Annotated in this window: 19 protein-coding genes; 2 read left to right on the top strand and 17 right to left on the bottom strand. The window is 45.6% G+C overall.

Annotated elements, in window-relative coordinates; all coding sequences use genetic code 11:
• Window positions 1-20 precede the first annotated feature (20 nt).
• From ACXAGV_RS05215 to ACXAGV_RS05150, 14 genes are all read right to left on the bottom strand, one after another.
• Window positions 21-1,661, bottom strand: coding sequence for an acetolactate synthase large subunit (locus ACXAGV_RS05215; RefSeq protein WP_474872347.1), 1,641 nt, complete (start codon window positions 1,659-1,661; stop codon window positions 21-23).
• 151 nt (window positions 1,662-1,812) lie between these two features.
• Window positions 1,813-2,697 carry a dioxygenase family protein gene (locus tag ACXAGV_RS05210; RefSeq protein WP_474872346.1) on the bottom strand — a complete coding sequence of 295 codons (885 nt, stop codon included), beginning with the start codon at window positions 2,695-2,697 and terminating at the stop codon, window positions 1,813-1,815.
• Between the two features lie 152 nt (window positions 2,698-2,849).
• Complete coding sequence (locus ACXAGV_RS05205) at window positions 2,850-3,251, bottom strand: DUF4112 domain-containing protein (protein WP_474872345.1); 402 nt, start codon at window positions 3,249-3,251, stop codon at window positions 2,850-2,852.
• A 93-nt stretch (window positions 3,252-3,344) separates the two neighbouring features.
• Window positions 3,345-4,424 carry a ferrochelatase gene (gene hemH / locus ACXAGV_RS05200; protein WP_474872344.1) on the bottom strand — a complete coding sequence of 360 codons (1,080 nt, stop codon included), beginning with the start codon at window positions 4,422-4,424 and terminating at the stop codon, window positions 3,345-3,347.
• A gap of 211 nt (window positions 4,425-4,635) precedes the next feature.
• The gene (locus ACXAGV_RS05195) at window positions 4,636-6,237 is read right to left on the bottom strand and encodes an AbgT family transporter (protein ID WP_474872343.1); all 1,602 of its coding nucleotides are present in this window, start codon (window positions 6,235-6,237) and stop codon (window positions 4,636-4,638) included.
• A gap of 293 nt (window positions 6,238-6,530) precedes the next feature.
• Window positions 6,531-7,412 carry a protease modulator HflC gene (hflC, locus tag ACXAGV_RS05190; RefSeq protein ID WP_474872342.1) on the bottom strand — a complete coding sequence of 294 codons (882 nt, stop codon included), beginning with the start codon at window positions 7,410-7,412 and terminating at the stop codon, window positions 6,531-6,533.
• A gap of 5 nt (window positions 7,413-7,417) precedes the next feature.
• Complete coding sequence (gene hflK / locus ACXAGV_RS05185) at window positions 7,418-8,569, bottom strand: FtsH protease activity modulator HflK (protein WP_474872341.1); 1,152 nt, start codon at window positions 8,567-8,569, stop codon at window positions 7,418-7,420.
• 67 nt (window positions 8,570-8,636) lie between these two features.
• Complete coding sequence (gene hflX, locus ACXAGV_RS05180; protein ID WP_474872340.1) at window positions 8,637-9,926, bottom strand: ribosome rescue GTPase HflX; 1,290 nt, start codon at window positions 9,924-9,926, stop codon at window positions 8,637-8,639.
• Between the two features lie 17 nt (window positions 9,927-9,943).
• A complete protein-coding gene (gene hfq, locus ACXAGV_RS05175; RefSeq protein WP_014951092.1) occupies window positions 9,944-10,192 on the bottom strand; it encodes an RNA chaperone Hfq in 249 nt (82 codons plus the stop codon).
• Between the two features lie 78 nt (window positions 10,193-10,270).
• Window positions 10,271-11,224, bottom strand: coding sequence for a tRNA (adenosine(37)-N6)-dimethylallyltransferase MiaA (miaA, locus tag ACXAGV_RS05170; protein ID WP_474872339.1), 954 nt, complete (start codon window positions 11,222-11,224; stop codon window positions 10,271-10,273).
• The gene (gene mutL / locus ACXAGV_RS05165; protein ID WP_474872338.1) at window positions 11,208-13,067 is read right to left on the bottom strand and encodes a DNA mismatch repair endonuclease MutL; all 1,860 of its coding nucleotides are present in this window, start codon (window positions 13,065-13,067) and stop codon (window positions 11,208-11,210) included. The genes miaA and mutL overlap by 17 nt, the downstream gene beginning before the upstream one ends.
• Before the next feature lie 94 nt (window positions 13,068-13,161).
• Window positions 13,162-14,511, bottom strand: coding sequence for an N-acetylmuramoyl-L-alanine amidase (locus tag ACXAGV_RS05160; RefSeq protein ID WP_474872337.1), 1,350 nt, complete (start codon window positions 14,509-14,511; stop codon window positions 13,162-13,164).
• An 85-nt stretch (window positions 14,512-14,596) separates the two neighbouring features.
• On the bottom strand, window positions 14,597-15,079 hold the full coding sequence (gene tsaE / locus ACXAGV_RS05155; RefSeq protein ID WP_014951096.1) for a tRNA (adenosine(37)-N6)-threonylcarbamoyltransferase complex ATPase subunit type 1 TsaE: 483 nt from the start codon (window positions 15,077-15,079) through the stop codon (window positions 14,597-14,599).
• Between the two features lie 69 nt (window positions 15,080-15,148).
• Window positions 15,149-16,648 carry an NAD(P)H-hydrate dehydratase gene (locus ACXAGV_RS05150; RefSeq protein WP_474872336.1) on the bottom strand — a complete coding sequence of 500 codons (1,500 nt, stop codon included), beginning with the start codon at window positions 16,646-16,648 and terminating at the stop codon, window positions 15,149-15,151.
• 6 nt (window positions 16,649-16,654) lie between these two features.
• Between ACXAGV_RS05150 and queG the strand changes: the two genes are divergently transcribed.
• On the top strand, window positions 16,655-17,797 hold the full coding sequence (gene queG / locus ACXAGV_RS05145) for a tRNA epoxyqueuosine(34) reductase QueG (protein ID WP_474872335.1): 1,143 nt from the start codon (window positions 16,655-16,657) through the stop codon (window positions 17,795-17,797).
• Between the two features lie 60 nt (window positions 17,798-17,857).
• Here queG and ACXAGV_RS05140 read toward each other — a convergent pair whose 3' ends face one another.
• The 3 genes from ACXAGV_RS05140 to nudC form a co-directional block, all read right to left on the bottom strand.
• Complete coding sequence (locus ACXAGV_RS05140; RefSeq protein WP_474872334.1) at window positions 17,858-18,481, bottom strand: hypothetical protein; 624 nt, start codon at window positions 18,479-18,481, stop codon at window positions 17,858-17,860.
• 23 nt (window positions 18,482-18,504) lie between these two features.
• Window positions 18,505-19,596, bottom strand: coding sequence for a uroporphyrinogen decarboxylase (gene hemE / locus ACXAGV_RS05135; RefSeq protein WP_014951100.1), 1,092 nt, complete (start codon window positions 19,594-19,596; stop codon window positions 18,505-18,507).
• 266 nt (window positions 19,597-19,862) lie between these two features.
• Entirely contained in the window at window positions 19,863-20,696 is an 834-nt protein-coding gene (nudC, locus tag ACXAGV_RS05130) for an NAD(+) diphosphatase (protein WP_474872333.1), read from the bottom strand.
• Window positions 20,697-20,921: 225 nt separating this feature from the next.
• Between nudC and rsd the strand changes: the two genes are divergently transcribed.
• The gene (gene rsd, locus ACXAGV_RS05125; protein WP_474872332.1) at window positions 20,922-21,386 is read left to right on the top strand and encodes a sigma D regulator; all 465 of its coding nucleotides are present in this window, start codon (window positions 20,922-20,924) and stop codon (window positions 21,384-21,386) included.
• The last annotated feature ends 27 nt before the right edge of the window (window positions 21,387-21,413 follow it).

Here is a 21,413-nt window from a genome sequence, read left to right as displayed (position 1 = left end):
ACCTTTCTGTTACGTTTGGCTTAAAGCTTGGCGCTAAGCTCTTTAATCGTATGATTTAGTGTTTTGTCATTCATACTGTAATCAACTGGACAATCGATAATATGTACGCCTTTTGTGTTCAAACACTTATCAACTAAGTGAATAAGTACACCCGCGTCGTCAACTCTCCAGCCCTGTGCGCCGTAACTTTGTGCGTATTTAACAAAGTTGGGGTTGCCATAATCTAAACCAAACTCATCGAACTGCATGTTTGCTTGTTTCCACTTAATCATTCCGTACGCGTCATCACGCAAGATGATCACCACAAGGTCTAGATTAAGCCTGACGGCGGTCTCAATTTCTTGGCTATTCATCATAAAGCCGCCGTCACCACATACACTTAACACGGGCGCATCTGGGTTAACGAGTTTTGCAGCGATCGCTGAGGGCAAACCGGCTCCCATTGAAGCCAGTGCGTTATCTAAAAGCAGGGTATTCGGATGATATGCGGGGTAATTTCGGGCAAACCATATTTTATATACGCCGTTGTCTAACGTAACAATGCCGTTATCAGGCATAACTTTACGAATATCGCGTACAAGACGTTCTGGTAAGATAGGGAATCGATTGTCGTCTTCTGCTTCAGCACGGTGGTCTACATAGGCTTGATGCACATCTTTGTAGAAGTCGAGTTTCCAACTGTCTTGGGGAGTAATGCCTTCCTTTATTTGCCAGATGCTGTTAGCAATATCCCCAACGACTTCGAGTTGCGGGAAGTAAACAGGATCTACGGCAGCCGAATCAAAGTTGACATGAATCACTTTTTTATCGTTGTGGTGCATGAAGAACGGTGGCTTTTCTACAACATCGTGGCCTACGTTGATAATAAGATCGGCACGCTCTATTGCCCTGTGTACAAAGTCACCGTCAGACAGAGCAGTATTCCCTGCGAAACGCGGATCGCTTTCGTTTAGTACCCCTTTACCCATTTGGGTGGTAACGAATGGAATGCAGGTTTTATCAACAAACTCCCTGAGCATTTTCGCTGTTAGCTTTCTGTTTGCTCCGGCGCCAATCAATAACAAAGGTGACTGAGCTTCTTCAATCATGGTAATCGCAGCAGCAATTGCTTTGTATTCGGCGATAGGTCGACGGGCCATGCTAGGTGTTAGTATTTGGGCACTGGTTTGCTCTGCGGCAATGTCTTCTGGCAGTTCAATGTGTACAGCGCCCGGACGCTCTTCTGACGCCAGACGAAAGCCCTCTCGAACGGTAGAGGGTATTCGGTCTCCACTTACTATCTGATTGGTGAATTTAGTGATCGGCCGCATCATGTCCACTATGTCGATAACTTGAAAGCGACCTTGTTTGCTGGTTTTGATTGGCTTTTGCCCAGTAATCATTAACATTGGCATGGCGCCTAACTGAGCATAGGCAGCGGGCGTGACTAAATTAGTGGCCCCAGGCCCTAAGGTCGAAAGGCACACTCCCACTTTTCCGGTAAGCCTGCCGTATGTAGCAGCCATAAAACCAGCGCCTTGCTCGTGACGAGTCAGCACCAGTTTAATAGAGGACTCGCGCAACGACTCAAGTAAGTCGAGGTTTTCTTCACCTGGGATACCGAAGACGTATTCCACGCCTTCTGCTTCTAACGCTTTAACAAATAAATCGGACGCTTTCATGTGCTGCACGCTCCTTGTAATTTGAGCAGAAAATAAAGTTCTTATTAGATGTGCTACGAAACAATGCTGCGAATGGGTTTACTGTGCGTAATAAAATGCCCGTTGCTAACGGGCATTTTAAAAAATAGTGTATAGGAGAGAAAATGGAAGTCTAATTACTGATTATTATGCGCTTGTATGCGAGCAAAGAACCATCTTCGTTTTGTGACACACTAAATGTATATTCATTGTAGTCACTGCCAAACACTGTATCTTGCCCCAGCAACGTGTCTGGTTCACCCCGGTGACTATAGTCGGGATGATTGGTACAAATGTCTTGGCAAAAGCTATCGGAAAAGCCAAATTGAGAAACCAATTGATCAGTGTTGTTGCGACGTATACGAAAATGGATGTGGATAGCTCGGCTGCTATACCAGCCGGGAAAACAGCTTTTTAGGTTTATTCTTCCGCTAGCATCTGTCACCGCAATACCTCTGAACCACTTCGCACTTAATGCATCCACTTCATTTCCCGTGCAAAATGCCGAATTAAATCCGCTGGCATCAGCACTATCACTGGTATCTCCTGAATAAACTCCGTCTACATCGCAATGCCATACTTCAATTTCGTAACCAGATAGGGGATTACACGCTTCATCAATTAACTGAAGACACAACATCATCGGCAAACCTGTTTGCTCATATGATATGTCGTCAAGATAGTCACTTTGAAAATAGCACGGGCCTTCCGTTTGAGAACCTGTGAGAGCAACACTGCATACAGAAGCAGTGTCAAATAAACTATCGTCTGGAAAGTCTGACGTCATAGCTGACGTGCCACCGCTTGCCCAACCGTCAAAATCTTCTTCAGGTTCGGCATTTAAATCGGTGTCGTTATTGGAAGATGAGGAGTTAGATGCTGTGGAACTTGCAGAGGTGGAATTAGAGCCTCCACAACCCCACAACCCGATTGCAATAGGAGCCAATGTAAGTCCCACCGCTGTTTTCATAAAGCGGCGTCGTTTGAGCGGCTCTTCCGTTAATTTGTTTGATGTCATCGTACGTTGCCCTTGGTTGTCTTTGCCAAAAAGACATTTAGCTAAAGGACAAGGTTCTCTTATTTACTCAAGCTTTACGTAGCTTTACGTAGCCTTACACAGTAAATAAGCAAAGTGAAAAAAGCGCAGGTATTTGGGTAACTAAACCTAGGTTATTCAGCACTCCATTCGGATAGCGCCTTCTGTGTTACTTTATCTACCTCATGTTTATTTTCGCTTATCCACCAGCGCTCCATAATACGAACATTTTTCTGATTGGCTTTATAGAATATATCCACGATGTCGCCAACAAATGGAATAAAACCTAAGCCAAAGTCGATTGCTGAGTTTTTTACCATTTGAGCTATTAACGCTTTGGGCATACCCAATGATTTTCCCAGCCAAACAATACGAAGAGATACAAACAACATCAGTGCGTCACCAGCACCTGGAATCAAACCAACAATAGAATCCAAACCTATTCTTATCGGAATAAATGGTAGCTTTACGGCAGTGTCCAGCAAGTTCGCCAGTTTTTGCGCTTTAAGTAATTCCTTTGGTGCTTTGCCTTCCACGACCTTATCTCCCTTTTAATTTAATCAATCCGCCACCAAGGGTGATTTCCCTATTGGTTTTTCTCGCAACGTTTGCTGTCAGCTTTTCAAACGCTACTTTTCAGCGCCCAGCGCTCTCGCTAAGCCCGCACGTAAACCGTTGTCTGATTCTACCGCCCAGCCATGTAGATTTTCTTTCACTATGTCAAAAAGCACATCTATGTGCTCTTTATCACTGTTAAGTGCCGCGATATATTCATAGCGCTCACCGCCGGCTTCCATAAAGTACTCGCGATTTTCTTCACCAATTTCTTCAATAGTTTCTAAGCAATCGGCTGAAAAACCAGGGCACATAACCTGAATGGATTTCACCCCTTTTTCAGGTAAAGACTTTAACGTTTCATCTGTATACGGTGTTAACCACTCTTCTCGACCAAAACGAGATTGGAAGGTTGTCATATACTCGTCGTGGGAAAGCCCAAGCTTTTCGGCAAGCAAACGCGATGTCTTGTGGCACTCGCAGTGGTAAGGGTCACCGTTCATCAAGTAGCGCTTTGGAATACCATGATAAGATAAAATAAGTTTATCGGCTCTGCCGTGCTCTTCCCAATGCGCTTTTACTTTGTTTGAAAGTGCAGTAATAAAGTTGTCGCGGTCGTGGTAGTGGTTGACGAAGCGAAGCTCCGGTAGCCAACGGCGAGAGGTAAAATCTTTTGCAATGGCATCGAAGGTTGATCCGGTAGTCGAAGCGCTGTATTGAGGATAAAGTGGTAGCACTACAAGCTTACGCACACCTTTTGCCAACATGGCATCAATGGTGTCGCTAATGGCCGGCTTTCCGTAGCGCATGGCAAACTCAACTATGACATCATCACCATATTGCGCTTTACAGCGCTCAGCAATGGCAGACGCTTGCGCTTTAGTGATAGCCATAAGTGGAGAGCCTTCTTCCGTCCATACGGTGGAATACGCCTCTGCCGAACGCTTCGGCCGTATGTTCAAAATAATGCCATTTAATACAAACCACCAAATTGCTTTTGGTACTTCAACCACGCGAGGGTCTGAAAGAAACTCTTTTAAGTAGGGGCGTAGCGCCTGCTTTGTTGGCGCTTCTGGCGTACCTAAATTTGTTACTAGTACGCCTATTTTATCTGGTTGCCCGTGAGTAAAACCTTTGTTCGATTTGTATTTCATGTATTGATAGTCCGAGAAGTACTGCGCTATATCCGTATTATACTGAATTGCCTTAGATTATGATCTGCCGTAACGCCAAAAAACTGCGATTACCGCGATAGATTTTAAGTATTAAAAAAGCGGCATATGTTCGAAAATACTTTTCAAAAACATGTGCCGCTTTTTAGCTCGCCATTTATTAAACTAGGTGGCTTTTGACCAAGCTATCTATTTAAGGCTGATAGTAAGTCGCTGCGCCCGGGCCTACCGGCATACCGAGTAGGAACACCCAAATGTAGAACAAAATTGTCCAACCTACGATAAACACCATTGAGTAAGGCAGCATCATGGCAATGAGCGTGCCCATTCCCAAGTCTTTCTTGTACCTTGCAGCCATGGCCAAGATTAGTCCGAAATAGCTCATCATAGGTGCGATAACGTTTGTGACTGAATCACCAATACGGTATGCAGCTTGAATCACTTCAGGCGCGTAGCCTATGAGCATGAGCATTGGAACAAAAATAGGTGCTGTTACCGCCCATTGCGCTGATGCACTCCCTAGCGACAGGTTCACTACACCACACATCAAAATGAACAGAATAAACACCGCTGGGCCATCTAACCCTGCCGCTTGTAACAACGCAGCACCTTTAACGGCTAATACTGTGCCTAGGTTTGTCCATTTGAAAAACGCAACAAACTGCGCAGCAAAGAATACTAGCGTAATGTAAAGACCCATTGCCCCCATGCTTTTAGACATGGCATCAATAACATCTTTGTCGTTCTTCATCGACTTGGTAACTTTACCGTAAACAAAGCCAGGAATAGCAAAGGTGATAAATATGAATGCAACAATGCCTTTAAGGAACGGAGAGCCCGCTACTTCACCTGTTTCTGGATGACGCAATATACCGTTTTCTGGCACTACCGTTAGCGCGAGTATCGCGCAAACCACAACAAAAGATATCCCAGCCCAACGCAGGCCTTTCTTTTCTAAATCCGTAGGCGCGTCCATTGATTGCTTGCCCAAATCTATTGAAGCATCAGCAGGGTCAAATTTACCGAGTCTAGGCTCAACAACTTTTTCAGTCACCAACGCGCCCATTGTTGCTACTACGAAGGTACTGATAAACATAAAGTACCAGTTTACCTCTGGACCTACCATATAGTCGGGGTCAATCATGTGGGCAGCTGCTTCAGTGATGCCCGACAACAGGGGGTCAACAGTTCCAAGCAATAGGTTAGCGCTATACCCAGCCGATACACCAGCAAATGCCGCAGCAAGACCTGCTAACGGGTGACGACCTAATGAATGGAAAATCATGGCTGCCAGCGGAATAAGTACCACATAGCCTAGTTCTGACGCTGTATTTGAAATGATTCCTGCAAAAACAATAGCAAAGGTTACTGCGCGTTTAGAGGCATTCATCACCAATGCGCGCATTGCTGCCGACAAAAGGCCAGAGTGTTCTGCTACCGATACACCAAGAAGCGCAACAAGTACGGTCCCCAGTGGCGCAAAGCCGGTAAAGTTGGTGACCAACCCCGTCACTATTCGCTGCAAACCTTCTGCGCTCATAAGGGATATGACTTCAATCATACCGTCCTCTTCTCGGCCTTTTGCGCCGACTGGGCGAGGGTCGGCAACAGCTAGGTCGAAGTAACCTAATATGCCACTTAAAGCCACTATGAAAAGTGAAAGCAGCGCAAATAAGGTTACTGGGTGTGGAAGTAGATTTCCTAACCATTCCACCGTAGCGAGAAATCGCGAGAATAATCCACCTTGTCCGCCGTTATTATCGGCAGACGTTGTATTTTTGTTTTCCGTTGTCAAAATCTTCCCTCTGTCGTTTATTTACGCCTACTGCATCAAAGTTAACGCTGGGACGGCGCTAACTTTGTACTTAGTGAGTGACGAGTTTTAATAATATTCAGGCGGTATTTTACCCGATTTAGTGAAAATTTGGCAGTGGATAGGAAAAATGGGAGGTTAAGCTACTGTACACTTTGCCAAATTGGCCTCATGTAATAACCAATAACCGCTGTGAATCAGTAAGTTATTTTTAGAGTGGATAAAAAAAGCCAGTCTAAAAGACTGGCCTTTATATTCATAAAAACATTTGGTTTTTAGTTGCCGCTAGACTGATTCATATACTTAAAGAAGTCACTATCAGGGGCAATAACCATAACATCTTGTTTACTGTTAAAGCTTTGCTTGTACGCGTCCATACTGCGTAAGAAGCTATAAAAATCAGCGTTCTTTGAATAAGCATCAGCGTAAATTTGCGCTGCAATCGCATCACCTTCACCACGCAATTGACGAGCATTTCGCTCAGCATCTGCAAGCATTACCGTTACTTTCGCATCGATGTTTGCTTTAATTACTTCAGCTTGTTCCTGACCTTCTGAACGGTGCTCACGAGCAACTGCGGCACGCTCTGCACGCATACGTTGGAAGATAGAGTTACTAACTTCAGTTGGTAAATTGATTTGCTTAACGCGCACGTCAACAATTTCAATACCTAGCTCGTCTGATGACGTAGACGCCTGTTCCATTGCCTGATTCATTAATGCTGAACGCTCGCCAGAAACGATTTGCGCAATAGTACGTGTACCAAACTCTGAACGTAGACCGTTGTTCACCTTTTGCTTTAGCAGTGCTTCGGCTTGAAGTTTGTTACCGCCTGTTGACAGGTAATAACGCGCAAAATCGTCAATACGCCATTTGACATAAGAATCAACGATAAGGTCTTTCTTCTCGCTTGTTACAAAGCGGTCTGGTGAACCATCTAACGTTTGAATACGCGCATCAAGAACACGTACTGAATCGATAAAAGGAAGTTTAAAGTGAAGACCCGGCTCAAATACTTTGGTGTCGCCAGTCGCGTCGTCTCTTTGTACTTTACCAAACTGAATAACAATGGCACGTTCGCCTTCTTTAACTGCAAACAGTGAGCCTGATGCAAGCAATACAAGAAGAACAAATACTGCAATTAACAAATTCTTCATTGTGCTTATCTCCCCTCTCTGTAGCTATCGCCGCGCAAGCCTGTACTAGGCGAACTGTTGCGACTGCGGCCGTTAGCATCGGTTACCGGTGCCTGTAAGCCTTCAAGTGTGTTGCGCGTATTTTTGTTACTTGAAGATTGCTGGCGTTCCATGATTTTATCTAGCGGTAGATACATCATGTTGTTACCACCTTTACTGTCAACCATGATTTTGCTGGTACTACTAAGTACTTCTTCCATAGTTTCAAGGTAAATACGCTCGCGAGTAACTTGAGGAGCACGTTCGTATTGAGGAAGTAGTTCTTCAAAGCGAGCCACTTCACCTTGTGCCTCTAACGTAACACGCTCTTTGTAGGCTTGCGCTTCTTCGTTCATACGGTTTACTTGACCACGTGCACGGGGCTCGATTTCTCTCGCATAAGCTTCTGCTTCGCGAATAAAACGCTGTTCGTCTTCCTGTGCAGCGATAGCGTCATCGAATGCATCTTTAACCTGCTCTGGTGGACGTGCATCACGGAAGTTCATATCAATGATAGACACCCCCATGTTGTAGGGTTCGATGATAGCTTGCAGTTCTTCCCATACGCGCTGACGGGTAACTTCACGTCCGTCAGTCAATACGTCATCCATTGTTGAATGACCAACCACATAACGGATAGCGCTATCAAGAGATTGACTTAGGCTTTGCTCAGGGCTTTCAACGGCAAACGTCCAACGATACGGATCAACAACGCGAAATTGCATTTCCATTTGAACGCTCACTACGTTTTCATCTTCAGTAAGCATAGAGCCTGAAGACGACTGGTCGCGTATTGATTGAACATCAACAGGAATAACAGAATCAATGAACGTTGGCGCCCAGCGAAGACCCGGCTCAACTTGTAGATGGTACTCACCAAAGCGAAGTACTACGCCGCGCTCAGCTTCACGAATAGTGTAAAAACCACTAATGAACCAGATCACTACAAGTAAACCTACAAGAATACCAGCACCGATGCCGCCTAGGCTTTTGCCCGAGCCACCACCGTTGCCACCTGACTTTCCAAACTTACCAAATAAGTTTTTAAACACATCGTCCAAATCTGGGGGACCTTGCTCTTTCCCACCGCGATTCTTCCACGGGTCGTTATTATTGCCACCCGGCTCATTCCAAGCCATGCTGATACTCCATAGATTACTGTTATATTTTTGAATTTCGCATGCTCAATGCAGTGACTAGCACTGCCTAATGTCGCACAACATACTCTGATATTCCGTTTTCCAGACGTTTTTCAAGCCTGTTCCAGTCAGTAGCGGGCATTCTTACATCAACCACCCAGTCTCCCTGGCTGTCGTATTCTTCACTTGAAATACAGTTTAGCTCGTACAACACACCGCGCAATCGACTTTGAGCAGGCGGAATCTTCAATGTGTAGTTCACCATACTTTTACCTAAACATTCGGTTAAAGCTTGGCTCAACAATTCCGTCCCTTCACCCGTTTGTGCAGACAACCACACTCTCACAGGTACGCCTTCGTCGTTTCTTTCTATACGCGGTTGAACGTCGTCTAGTTTATCAATCTTATTACAGATTAGTAATTGTTGAATGTCACCTGCTTCAATTTCTTCGAGCACATTGTTTACTTCGTCCATGGTTTCACGATATTTCGCATCGGCAATATCGACCACGTGAAGCAATAAATCAGCTTCTTGAGTCTCTTGAAGCGTTGCTTTAAACGCGGCGACTAAGTCGTGGGGAAGATGACGAATAAAACCAACCGTATCGGCCAAAATAGCGGGACCAACATCTTTTAACTCGATTTTACGTAGCGTCGGGTCCAGTGTTGCGAACAACTGATCGGCAGCGTAAACGTGTGAGTCGGTAATGGTGTTAAACAGCGTCGATTTACCCGCATTCGTATAGCCAACTAAGGATACCGTTGGAATTTCAGCGCGCTTACGTGAGCGGCGACCCTGCTCACGTTGCTTCTGCACTTTCTCCAATCGACGTAGAATGGCTTTAATACGACCACGAAGCAATCGACGGTCGGTTTCTAGCTGCGTCTCACCCGGACCGCGAAGACCAATACCACCTTTTTGACGCTCAAGGTGGGTCCATCCTCTGATAAGACGGGTTGAGATATGTCTCAACTGGGCTAGTTCCACCTGAAGCTTACCCTCATGCGTTCTTGCGCGCTGCGCAAAAATATCGAGAATGAGCCCGGTTCTATCTAACACCCGGCATTTACACACCGCTTCTAAATTTCGCTCCTGAGAAGGAGAAAGCGCGTGGTTGAAAATAACAACGTTAGCATCGTGAGCTTTAACCGCTGCAGCTATTTCCTCTGCCTTACCTGATCCGACGAAAAACTTAGCATGTGGCGCACTGCGTGACGTCGTAATGACCTCTACCGCATTCACCCCTGCTGAAGACACAAGCAATTCAAGCTCGCTTAAGTCTTCCTTACTGTTCTCGTCGGAAAAATTAACATGAACAAGTACAGCCTGTTCACCGGCTTCATAACGGTCAAACAAGCGCGTTACCTTTTAGTTTATTCACCTTTAGTATTTTCAGAATCTCCTGCGCTAGGCATAGTGATAGCGCGTGCTGGAACAACAGTAGAAATTGCGTGCTTATACACCATTTGGCTTACTGTGTTCTTCAGTAAAATAACGAACTGGTCGAATGACTCAACCTGTCCCTGAAGTTTAATACCATTTACCAGATAAATTGATACTGGAATACGTTCCTTACGCAAAGCGTTCAAGAATGGGTCTTGTAATGATTGCCCTTTAGCCATTTGATATCCTTAGTTTTTATTATTCGTGATAGAAGTTTCACTATCACCGCACGTCTAATGTATACCACACTCAAACATTTAAAGTGTGACTTTTGCTGTAATTTTAGTCAAATTATCGTTAGCAAATGTGTCTAGCCATGTAACCTGCTCCCAGCCTCGTAACCACGTAAGCTGACGCTTGGCGAGTTGCCTTGTTGCGATAATGCCTCTTTCACGCATTTCTTCATAACTCAACTGGCCGTCTAGGTACTGCCACATTTGTCTGTACCCTACAGAACGTATAGAAGGTAAATCTTCATGAAGATCACTGCGCTCGTAAAGTTTTAATACTTCTTTTTCGAAACCTTGCTCCAACATCAAATCGAAGCGCGTCGCGATACGTTCGTGCAACATTGCCCTGTCTGCGGGCGCTATGGCAAATTGTGCAATATTATAAGGGCACTTTTCACCTTCTTGCTGTTGCCAATGTGTCAACGTCTTGCCGGTACTTCTATACACTTCCAGCGCACGGGTAATTCGCTGTGGGTCATTGGGGTGAATTCTCTCACCACTAATTGGGTCTACACCACGTAATTCATCGTGTAATTTAGACCAACCCAAGCGTTGTGCCTGCTGTGTTATTTCGTCCCGTATCTTTTCATCTGACTTAGGTAGTGGCGAAATTCCATTTATCAAGGCATTAAAGTACATCATTGTACCTCCAGCCAAAATTGGCACCTTGCCACGTGCTAAAATATCGCCTATGAGCGCATTGGTGTCGTTTACGAATTGCGACACCGAATAACTTTCAGCAGGGTCGATAATATCAATAAGATGATGCACTACACCTGCTTGCTCATCCTGCGTAGGCTTCGCAGTGCCGATGTCCATACCTTTATATACAAGGGCCGAATCAACACTAATTACTTCGCTTTCAACCTTAGCCGCTATATCTAGCGCCAGACCGGTTTTACCCGATGCTGTGGGTCCCATAATTGCAATTACAGGCATTGCAGAATTTATGCCATTGGACACTTTATTCTCCCCATACATCTAGCACTAAATTTAAGGGGCGCACTTTACCAAATTGCTCAATAATTTCCCATTGTTTCACTTCGCTCTGCTGATCCAACCAGTACCACAGCGCATTTGATGTCTCTTCATCTAAAACATGTTCAGGCAAAACCAATGATTTTACGGCATCATCAAGTGAATTTACTTCATCATTTAGTTCAACTAATAAGAAGTATTCAAACCACTTGAGCCACGGCAAGTGCCTGGTGCCGGCCGGCACCTGTTGCAGCCGATATTTGCCAGCCACTTTATTCACTTCAAAATGCGCGTCGTTTAGCAGTGTAATTAGTTGCTCATTGACATTATTGAGCGAAACAGCAACGGGCATTAACAACGGTTGTCCATGCTGCGCTTTTAAAAATAGTTCGCTTAACCAGATACTTGCAACTTTAGTTGCACAAAGAAGGTAAATTTTTTCTGATTTTGGGTAAATTCTACACTCGGAAGTTAGATTAACGTGCTCTGCAACGGGCATCGGGTCTGCATTGTTGTTAATAATGTCGCTATTTGGCGTCATTAACGCATTGTAATTTGACTGATATGCCGCGCTTGGCCCTCGACTTTGCTTATGTGCAGCGCCACCACTTCGTCCACCACTGGCACTCCCCGAGGATGTATTTCTTGGACTGTCTGTAAATTGCCCATAAGGCTGTGGCGCGCCTTGCGAGACTCCCCCCGTCGAGTAACGAGAAGACTCGTTAAACGCCTGTGCATTATCCGACGTTTGATTCTGTAAAGGCCTAATGTAATCGTGTTCTACCTGAGAAGACATGAAATCTGAGCCTGTAGGACGGTTTGCGTCCATTCCTGATAAAGGCTGTTCGTCAGTCATAGCGTGCAGCGCATCACTCACGGTTTTACAGATAAAGTCGTGTACCAATCTACCTTGTTGAAACCTAACCTCATGCTTGGCGGGATGAACATTTACATCCACATCTTTAGGATTAACCGTTAAGTACACCACAAAGCTTGGTTGCTCCACCACACCCCAAACGCTTTCGTACGCTTGGCGAATAGCGTGCATAATAAGCTTATCTCGCATGCCTCTGCCGTTAACAAAACTAAACTGGCAATCATTGCTGCTGCGCAGCATAGCTTCGTTGCCTAGCCATGCGTCTATTTGAAGACCTTCATACTCAGTACTAATATGTACGGCGTTTTGAACAAACTTTTGCCCTACTACGGCGCCTATACGTGTTGATAAGCTGCCTTCTTTGTCAGCAATAAAGCGCTTAATCACTTTGTCGTTGTGTTTTAGAACGAAAGAAACCTTAGGGTAACTTAACGCAATACGCTTAATAACGTCTTCGATATGCTGCAATTCGGTTTTTTCGGTGCGTAAAAACTTACGTCTTGCTGGCGTATTGTAAAACAGATCTGCCACATCAATTGTGGTTCCCACAGGGTGAGCCGCTGGCTTGATATTTACCGCCATTTCCCTGCCCTCACAGTAGGCCTGCCACGCCTCACCTTGAGACTCAGTGCGCGATGTCAGTGTTAACCGGCTTACAGAGCTAATACTTGCCAGCGCTTCGCCACGAAAGCCTAGGGATAGAATTTGTTCCAAGTCATCCAAAGTGGTGATTTTGCTGGTTGCATGGCGACTCAATGCCAGCTGCAGTTCACTTTTGACAATGCCTGATCCATTGTCTTTTATTCGAATGCGCTTGTGACCGCCTTTTTCAATATCGATCTCTATTTTGGTAGCTCCGGCATCGAGGCTGTTTTCCAGAAGCTCTTTCACGACAGATGCAGGTCGTTCAACCACTTCACCAGCGGCAATTTGGTTAGCGAGTTGGGGAGATAAAAGCTGTATAGGCAAAGGACTACCTTATGATATTAACTGTATAGATTCGTGGCGATACGACATGTAAGTGCAACGAGTACTGAAAAAGCCGATGAAACAAAACTTGGGTTTATGTTCTCGGAATATTTAGTACCTGCCCTACGCGTACAACATCACTTGAAAGATCATTCGCTGCTTTGATGCTGCTTACTTTTACATTGTAACGCTGTGCTAATAACGAGAGCGACTCGCCGCTTCTTACTTTGTGCGTTCGGTTGTTCGCTTTTTCTTGAGCCCACAGTGTACCATCAGGCGGTATTTGCTTGAAGTAGCGCTTGGTTGCCTTGAACATTGCATTTGCCAAGCGCTCGCGATACTTCGACCAATTTAGGTTTTTCTCTTCTTGCGGATTCGATATAAAACCAACTTCAACTAATATTGACGGGATGTCTGGCGCGGTTAACACAGCAAAGCTAGCAGCTTGTGGCTTTCTTTTATGGAGGCTGGTCACTTGCTTCAACTCTTCTACCAATTTATTGCCTAAATCATGGCTTGTCGCCATGCTGTGGTCCATGGATAACCCCAGTATGGTTTCAGTAAGGTATCGTTCGCTCGACTTATCATTAATCACTTCAGCCGCACCACCTAACAGCTCAGAATGGCGCTCTGATTTCTCTAACCAACGACCTAGTTCAGTGTCGGCTCTGCGTGTTGAAAGTACCCATACCGAGCCACCTCGCGGCTGTGGCTGACTAAACGCATCGGCGTGAATAGAGATAAGCAAATCGGCTTTTTTCTCTCTAGCAATCTCAGGACGACGATTGGGAGAAATATAATAGTCACCGCCGCGTGTCATTATTGCACGCATACCGGGCTCCCGATTGATTTTGCTTTCAAGCTTTTTGGCTATACTCAGCGTGATATGCTTTTCATAGGTACCAGCCGGACCAATTGAACCTGGGTCATGACCACCATGCCCAGCGTCGATGGCGACGATAATGTCTCGGTCTCGGGCACTGGTAGAATCATCAATAACGATAGAGCCAGTTGATGCCGACGCTGATAATGTTGGCGACGGCTTCTGCGCGCTATCTGGTAAATCGACAACCAGCCGGTGTCCGTAAGCACCATCGGGGGTTACTGCAAATAACGAGGGCTTTGTATTTCTATTGAGCTCAACAACCACTCTAGCAGATGACTTGTTTTTCGGCGTGGAGTAGCGCAGCTTTTTAATCAAATCACCGCTGTTTTCAATACCAGAAAGTTTAGCAGTGTCGCTGGTGTTACTAAGATCGATGACAAGCCGAAGCGGATTTTTAAGCGTAAAGTAGGTGAATTCTGGCGCTGATTTCATATCGAAAACAACGCGAGTATTGTCCGGCGACGGCCATATCCTTACCCCGTCGATGTTATTTTGCGCACCGTGTGCAAACTGCACCACGAAACACAATAATAATACCGAAACTATACTGCGCACCATAATTAGCCTTTCTGTTATTGTTATGCTGCTCTCGTCAACTCCGGAGCGGCTATTTATTCAGTTTTTCTTTCATTTCGCATTTGTACTAAACGCGCTTGCATTGCTGAAGCAATTTCGCACCGTGGGCACTTTTTGCTTCCAAATTAAACTGCCTACCCGATGGCGTAATATTTATACTAATCACTAAGTCTGGGGATGCCAAGTATTCGCCCCCTTTTTCCGACCATTCAATAAGCGCGATTGCGCCCGAACCAAAGTAATCGCGAATTCCCATGAACTCTAACTCTTCTGGGTCGGCTAAGCGATACAGGTCGAAGTGATAGATATTGACGCCATCCAACTCATAAGGTTCAACCAATGTATAGGTTGGACTTTTAACGCTACCTGAATGACCTAAAGATTGAATGAAGTATCGGCTAAATGTCGTTTTCCCTGCACCTAAGTCACCGTTTAAATAAATAACAGCATCGGTAGGGAGTTGACTCGAAACGGCCTGCGCTAAATCTCTGGCAAGCTGTGCTGTATCATCTACTTCATTAGCAAAAAAAGAGGTATGCGGGTAAGACATCAACAATATTCCACAGTAATACAAAGAAACACAGTAGATGCCTGCCCGTTTAAGACAAAACCAACCTATTTAGTGGTTGATAAGCGCACGTACTGCGTCAAACAAATCGCTCGCTATCATACCACGTTGACCATACAGTTGGGCAATATCATCGCCAGCCTTAGCATGAAGCACAACACCATATTTTGCTGCAATATCTGTTTCTACGCCTTGCGCGAGCAACGCGCCCAATATTCCGCTCAATACATCACCACTTCCTGCGGTAGCCATACCAGGATTACCGTGACGGCAAACCCAGGTTTTCTTTTCATTATCGATAAGCGTGCCCGCCCCTTTTAGCACACAAACCGCATGGTATCGCTGTGAGCACTGCCTTGCGTAGTTAAAACGGTCGCTTTCTACATCATCAATAGAAACACCGAGTAAACGCGCAGCTTCGCCGGCGTGAGGGGTTAAAATACTGTCAGACAAGGTGTACGCGGTTGACTGCTTACACAGCAAATTTAGCGCATCAGCGTCAATCACCACAGGCTTATTCTGGCTTTGGCAGTGCTTCATGGTGGTTTCAAATGCGCTTTCTGCCCATTCATCTTGCCCAAGACCCGGTCCAATAACCACACAGGTTGCCCAAGCTAATGCATCTTCCAAATTAAAGTCGGTAACCATGAGTTCAGGTCTGCCTGCACTGACCTGAACCACCGACGACTCATGGGTATACACGCGAACCATACCCGCACCACTTCGAAGGGCGGCTTCACTGGCTAGGCGAATGGCACCTGCTGTTCCGCGGTTACCACCAATGCACAACAGTCGCCCGTACGTCCCTTTATGACTGTTAATCTCCCGTGGCCCCATACCTTTAAAGTGGTCAATATTTAGCATGGTTGCGCTCGCTTTAGCTAACGCTTGGAACGCTTTGCCGATACCCAAGTCCGCATACACTAACTTACCGCACGATTGTTTACCCGCACCAGTAACAAGCCCCGGTTTAATGCCCACAAAAGTAACGGTGATATCAGCCTGAACACATCGCCCCAGGCTCTGTCCTGTATTTGCATCAAGCCCTGACGGCACATCAACGCTTACTACCGGTGTTGATGACGCATTCACCGCATCAATGATGTCTGCAAACTCATTGCGAATATAGCTATTAATACCTGTACCAAGAAGCGCATCAATCACTACGTCAGACTTCTCGAGGAGCGCGGCGTCAAACCCATTGATACTACCTCCTGAATCGAGCCAGCGCTGCTGTGCTTTGCCTGCATCACTTTCCAGCGTACGTTCAGGTTCAACCGCACATAAATGTACTTGTTTACCCGCAAGTTTTGCGTTTATTGCTGCAATGTAGCCGTCACCCGCATTGTTACCTTGGCCCACCAGCACTAAGTAAACGTCTGAGTTTGGCATAAGCTCAAGACACTGCTTAAATACCACATCGCCGGCTCGTTGCATCAAGGTGAACATATCGCAGCCCGAATCCGCGGCGGCTTGTCCCTCATTTTCCCTAACCTGATCGGCCCGAAATAATTTGTATGATAAACTTGACGTTAATTGAGTATCTAGCATAAGCACATGTCCGAATTTAGTTCTATCGACCTTGTTGAATTAACCAACAATATCAAGGCTTGGGGTACAGCGCTAGGCTTTCAGCAGGTTGGCATCAGCGATGTTGATCTACATCAGCACGAGGCACACCTTCAGGAATGGTTAGACAATGGGTATCACGGTGACATGGCCTTTATGGAAAGTCATGGGATGAAGCGTGCTCGGCCTGATGAGCTGGTCCCAGGAACATTGCGGGTTATCAGCGTTCGCATGAACTACTTACCGCCTGACGCCTCTTTTGCCAAGCATTTAAAAAAGCCAGAATTAGGATACATCAGCCGCTATGCATTGGGCCGTGACTACCACAAAGTGCTGCGCAAACGTCTGAAGCAATTGGGAGAGAAAATCACTGCATCCTTGGCGCATACCCAATATCGCCCGTTTGTAGACTCAGCCCCCGTGTTGGAACACGCTATTGCTGAAAAAGCGGGTATTGGCTGGACGGGGAAACACAGCCTGACACTCAACAAAGAAGCCGGCTCTTGGTTCTTCTTAGGCGAGCTATTCATCAATTTGCCATTACCCACTGACTCACCAATTGAAGAGGGGTGCGGCACCTGCACAGCGTGCCTAACCATATGCCCAACCAATGCGATTATTGCGCCTTATAAAGTAGATGCCCGTCGCTGTATTTCCTATCTCACCATTGAATCAGACAAAGATATTCCCGAAGATTTACGCCCCATGATGGGCAATCGCATTTATGGCTGTGACGATTGCCAACTTGTTTGCCCTTGGAATCGCTTTGCCGATGTCACCAGTGAAGAAGATTTCCACCCACGACACGTGCTTCACGGCCAAAGTCTCAATGCGCTTTTCGGCTGGTCTGAAGAAACCTTCTTACGCAATACGGAAGGCTCTCCCATCAGAAGGATTGGCTTTGAGAAGTGGCAGCGTAATATTGCCGTTGCGTTAGGAAACGCTCCGTATGATGAACAAAGCATACTACTTCTGAAAGAAAGACGAGGGAGCGTGAGTGACTTGGTGGACAGACATATTGATTGGGCTCTCAAACGGCAGCAAGAGAAACAACAAGCGTCTGATGCCAAAAACAGGCAGCAAGCGCGGCTTATTCGCGTAATTGAAAAAGGTTTACCAAGAGACGCCTAAACCCATTACACGCTTGAAATGGCATACCGCGAACTCAACTAGCGATATACAGATTTGGGGTTAACCCGCTGAGGCAAGCTGACTGTTTAAATCGGGTTGAGTGCTATTGCTATAACGCACACGAACATTTGGCGAATGAGATGCGGGAAAAGAAACATTAAGTTTAAGGCCTCGCTGCGCCACTTGCGTGGTTATGATAGGCGAGCCGAATTGCCACCATGGCTCCTGTTCCAATGCTTCAATAACTCGCGAAAGCTCAGTTTCAGAACCGTCATACTCACCCGTTATTTCGCAATGCCCGTTTTCACATTTTACCGAGTCTAGAACAAAGCGCTTATTGTTAGGCGGCAGAGCAAAAAACGTATTGAGTGAGCCTTCGGTTTTCGTGTAGAAAACCTCTGGCGCCATGATTTGGGCATTCTCAGCAACGGGGGCAGCATTCATCACGCTGTTTTTCGTACCGCTTGTATCCGAGTGCACGGCACCGGCTTCATTTGAAACCAACTTGGCGGCGGGCTTAATAATTTTCAGTTCACTCGTTTCCGTGGCACGAGAGCGCGCTAACACATTAGTTAGTCTCTCTTTTTCTGCATTGGATTCACTGAGTTGGTGTTGATAGCCAGAAAATTTATACCCAGCTACCAACGCAAACGCTATCAGCAACAACACAAGCCACGTTTTCATTATACTACCTTTATTGAAGTCGCTTACTTGTGATATTGCTTACTAAGTTCGTGTACTGCATTAACGAACACACCTGCATTTTCAGGTGGTACGTCTAGATGAATTCCGTGACCTAAATTAAATACGTGACCGCTACCTTCTCCGTAACCTTCTAGAATGGACGCCACTTCTTGCTCAATTCTTTGCGGTTGAGCATACAGCATTGATGGGTCCATATTGCCTTGAAGTGCGACTTTATCGCCAATGCGCGCACGCGCTTCTTTAATGTCGATAGTCCAGTCTAAACCCACTGCGTCGCAGCCTGTAGCTGCAATCGATTCTAGCCACATGCCACCGTTTTTCGTGAACAAGGTAACAGGTACTTTACGGCCTTCATTCTCACGGGTCAGCCCACTTACAATACGCTCCATGTACTGAAGCGAGAACTCTTTGTAGTCACGAGGAGACAGTACGCCGCCCCAGGTATCAAATACCATGACTGACTGAGCGCCGGCAGCGATTTGAGCATTTAAGTACTCAGTCACCGAATCAGCCAGTTTTGCTAATAACGCATGAAGCGTTGCTGGCTCAGCAAATGCCATCTTTTTGATCTTGGTAAAGGCTTTACTCGAACCACCTTCAATCATGTAGGTAGCGAGTGTCCAAGGGCTTCCAGAAAAACCAATTAGTGGCACTTCACCTTTAAGCTCTCGGCGAATAGTACGAACGGCATTCATTACGTACTGTAATTCACCTTCTGGATCAGGAAGGCCGATTTTATCCACATCCGCTTTACACGTGATTGGATTTTTAAAGCGAGGGCCTTCGCCTGTTTCAAAGTAAAGACCGAGGCCCATTGCATCTGGAATGGTCAAAATATCCGAAAAGAGAATTGCAGCGTCGAGAGGAAAACGGCGTAAAGGTTGCAGTGTCACCTCACATGCAAGTTCAGCATTCTTGCACAACGACATAAAATCGCCTGCTACTGCACGCGTCGCTTTATATTCTGGAAGGTAACGCCCTGCTTGTCGCATCATCCATACAGGTGTGACATCAACCGGCTGCTTAAGTAACGCACGTAAATAACGATCGTTCTTCAACGCGGGCTTATCAACACTGGGGAAATTTTGCGACATATAACTCACCTAAATAACTGTAGATATTTGAGCGGCGAAGTATACCAGTATTCTGAACAAGGTGTGCTAAAACCTGTGTTAAAAAATCGACGTTTTTACGATAAATCGACATAGTGTCGATAAATGACGACGAACATTGCTTGCACGGTGATTAAAAAGTAACTTGCACTCAGAGTAAGTGTTTGCTATTACTATAACCGTTAAAGAAAAGAAGCCCTCCACGGGACCGTGCTAAACTTATTGAAACCCTGCCTCGGCAGGGTTTTTTATTTGTTGCCAATCAGAGACACTGTTTCAGCAATTAATTGTCCCGCTATAGACACTTTTGGTGGGATGGTCGGCAACGCTTTTGCGTCAAACCACTGTGCGTCATCTATCTCGTTTTCTTGGCAGCGAATTTCTCCTCCGTCATATTCAGCAATAAAACCTACCATCAATGAATGTGGAAACGGCCAAGGTTGGCTATTGAAGTAACGCAAATTTTTGACTTTTACGCCCACCTCTTCAAATATCTCTCGGTGAACAGCTTGTTCTAGACTTTCTCCACTTTCTACGAAACCAGCAAGGGTCGAATACATATTAGATTCTCGGTGACGGACGCCTTTCGCAAGAAGAATCTTCTCGGTGTTATGAATAGAGACAATGATACAAGGCGAAACCCTTGGGTAAGTGCGATGATTACAGCGGTGACATTGCATTGCCATTTCCCAATCAACACGTTCGGTTTTCGCGCCACATTGTCCGCAAAATTGATGAGTGCGTAAAAAGTGAATGTATTGCCAGGCTCGACCGATAACTGAAAAGGCAATATCGTATTCAGCAAAAAGTAGCTGTCTAAGCGAAACCCGCTCCCAACCTGGCTCGTCTACATGCTCTGCACCTAAGTCAACAACAAACACGGGGAAGTCTCGGTGCGCCGTTTCGTTGAGCGGCGGAAGCTGATGAATTTCATCGACATATGACGCTAAGAAAGGAATATCACTCAATTGAGCAACGGGGATGGATTCAGACGACTCTTGTACCATTATTTTGCCGCGACTAAACACCACCCACATAGCTTGTTGCGAAGCTAATTTTGCCTCGTCTAACTTTATCATCATTGTGCCTTACTCCTGTGCTTTTGAACTTCATAGTACACTAGGGACTGATAATAATTACTGTATAATTAACCCAAAATTCCTAAAACCAAGGCCGACAATCTGCCTATACCCACCACGTTTATCTTAGCACTATGTTTTTACTGTAATCTTTTTCGCGCAAAATTTGTGTCGCTAGTGCACAGTGTTATACTGAAGCTTATTGTCGCCGAAGGGAAGCACATCACAATGTTGCAACAGTTGGAAAGCGTAAAATCAAAATGGGGTGGCAAAAGCCAGGTCATAGACCGCTGGCTGTTAGACAGACAGGCCTTACTGGTTTCCTATTGTGAATTAGCAGGCATTAACAAACACAATGAATGTTTGCCCGATGCCGATGAAATCGCAACCTTTTGTGGAGCTTTACTCGATTACCTCTCAGCAGGCCACTTCGAAGTTTTCGATATTTTAGTTGAGAATGACAGTGAAGGTTTAAAACTACGCGACAAACTTTACCCAAGATTAACAAAAACCACTGACGCCGCGCTAGAATTTAATGATACGTTTGCACAAGCAGTGACGCCAGAACAGGCAGCTGGCTTCGACTCAGCTCTAGCCCAGCTCGGAGAGACACTAGAAGAGCGTTTTGCCTTGGAAGATGAGTTAATTGCTCACGTACACATAAACAAACGTGATCCAGAAGTGACACTTTAATATAACAATGAAAGTCGAGTTTACGGT

The organism is Alteromonas sp. ABH4_453 (assembly GCF_056160665.1).
This window is presented reverse-complemented; position numbering and strand designations above follow the sequence as displayed.